This is a genomic window from Methylorubrum podarium, assembly GCF_022179745.1.
Classification (GTDB): Bacteria; Pseudomonadota; Alphaproteobacteria; order Rhizobiales; family Beijerinckiaceae; genus Methylobacterium; species Methylobacterium podarium.
On the sequence record NZ_BPRD01000023.1, the window covers coordinates 1 to 1,759 of the forward strand.

At 73.7% G+C, this 1,759-nt stretch carries 1 protein-coding gene and 1 pseudogene; one reads left to right on the forward strand and one right to left on the reverse strand.

Going from position 1 to position 1,759, the window contains the following annotated elements:
* Positions 1–1,253: DEAD/DEAH box helicase (locus tag MFF42_RS01170; RefSeq protein ID WP_238253678.1), on the forward strand; the 1,253-nt coding region annotated here is incomplete at its 5' end.
* Between the two features lie 302 nt (positions 1,254–1,555).
* Here MFF42_RS01170 and MFF42_RS01175 read toward each other — a convergent pair.
* Positions 1,556–1,759 (reverse strand): annotated as a pseudogene (locus tag MFF42_RS01175) (hypothetical protein); the annotation flags it as partial.

Genomic DNA, 1,759 nt, shown 5'->3' on the forward strand with positions numbered 1-1,759 from the left:
TCGTCGAGGACGACGAGATGCTCGACATGGGTTTTCGCGAGGATCTCGAATTCATCCTGGCGGCGACGCCCGAGGACCGGCGCACCCTGCTGTTCTCGGCGACCCTACCGAAGGCGATCGTCGCGCTGGCCGAGAGCTACCAGCGCGACGCCCTGCGGCTTGCCGTCGCCGGCGAGACGCGGGGCCATGCCGACATCGTCTACCGCGCGGTCCGGGTGATGCCGCGGGAGATCGAGCACGCCGTCGTCAACGTGCTGCGCTACGTCGATGCGCCGGTGGCGATCGTGTTCTGCAACACCCGCGACGGGGTGCGCCATCTCCAGGCCTCGCTGACCGAGCGCGGCTTCTCGGCCGTGGCGCTCTCGGGCGAACTCGGCCAGGGCGAGCGCAACGCGGCGCTCCAGGCCCTGCGCGACGGCCGCGCCCGGGTCTGCGTCGCCACCGATGTCGCCGCCCGCGGCATCGACCTGCCGGGCCTCGACCTCGTCATCCACGCCGACCTGCCGCACGACGCCGAGGTGATGCAGCACCGCTCCGGCCGCACCGGCCGGGCCGGGCGCAAGGGCACCAGCGTCGTGCTGGTGCCGCCGGCCCGTCGGCGGCGCGCCGAGCAGATGTTCGCCATCGCCAAGGTCAGCCCCGACTGGAGCGGCCCGCCGAATGCGGACGAGATCCGCGCCCTCGACCGCGAGCGGATGATGTCCGATCCGCTGCTCTCCGAGCCCGAGACGGAGGAGGAGCGCGAGTGGGAGCGGGACTGGGCCGAGGCGCTGATGGAGCGCTGCCCGCCCGAGCGCCTCGCCGCCGCCTTCGCCCGACTCTACCGCTCGCGCATCCCCGTGCCGGAGGAGGTGAGCGACCCGGCCTACGAGACGAGCCGGCGCCCCGAGTCCCGCAGCGGCGTGCCGGTCGGCGCCCCGCGGATCGGCGAGGACGAGCCGGGGGCCTGGTTCCGGCTCAATCTCGGCCGCCGCGACCGGGTCGAGCCGCGCCGCCTGCTGCCGATGCTGACCCGCCGTGGGCAGATCGGCCGCGGCGACATCGGCGCCATCCGGATCTTCGACAACGAGACAGCCTTCGAGGTGCGGGCCAGCGCCGCCGAGGATTTCGCAGCCGCCTTCGCCCGGCGCGGGCCCGCGGATGTCCGAATCGAGCGGATGCAGGGGGACGGACCCGCGCCCGCCAAGGCGCCGAAGAGCCCCCGCGCCCAGCGCCACCGCCGCGAGGCGACCAAGGCCGGACGGGGCGCCTGAAACCGTTTCCGCTAGCTCCCTTCGGTGCCGTCTCTCCCCGTCATCCCGGGGCCGCGCAGCGGAACCCGGGATCCATCCGTGATGCGGGGAACACGGCCAGGTCGAGGCCGATCGTGGATTCCGGGTTCGCCTTCGGCGCCCCGGAATGACGGTGTTAAGGCATCGATCACGGTGGCTGGAAAATCAGCGAATTGCTGAACATCCACAGCATGACAGCGGCGAGACCGAAGCGATCAAGCCGACGACGTGGGCCTCTGCGAGGCCCGCGTCCGGTGCGCCGGTGCCGGATCGGTCGACGACGGCTACTCGCCGCCGGACTTGTTGCCGAGCAGGCCGTTCACCGCGGCGTCCCAGCCCTCGCGGATCTGGCGGCCGCCCGGGATCTTGACGCCGAGCAGTTCGGGCTCGTCCGCGGCGTCCTGCGCCGGGCGGGGGGCGGGCACCTGCGCCGACGCGGTCTGCGTCGGCCGCGCGTCCGCGGGCCGGCTGCGGGCGGCGGACGCGGC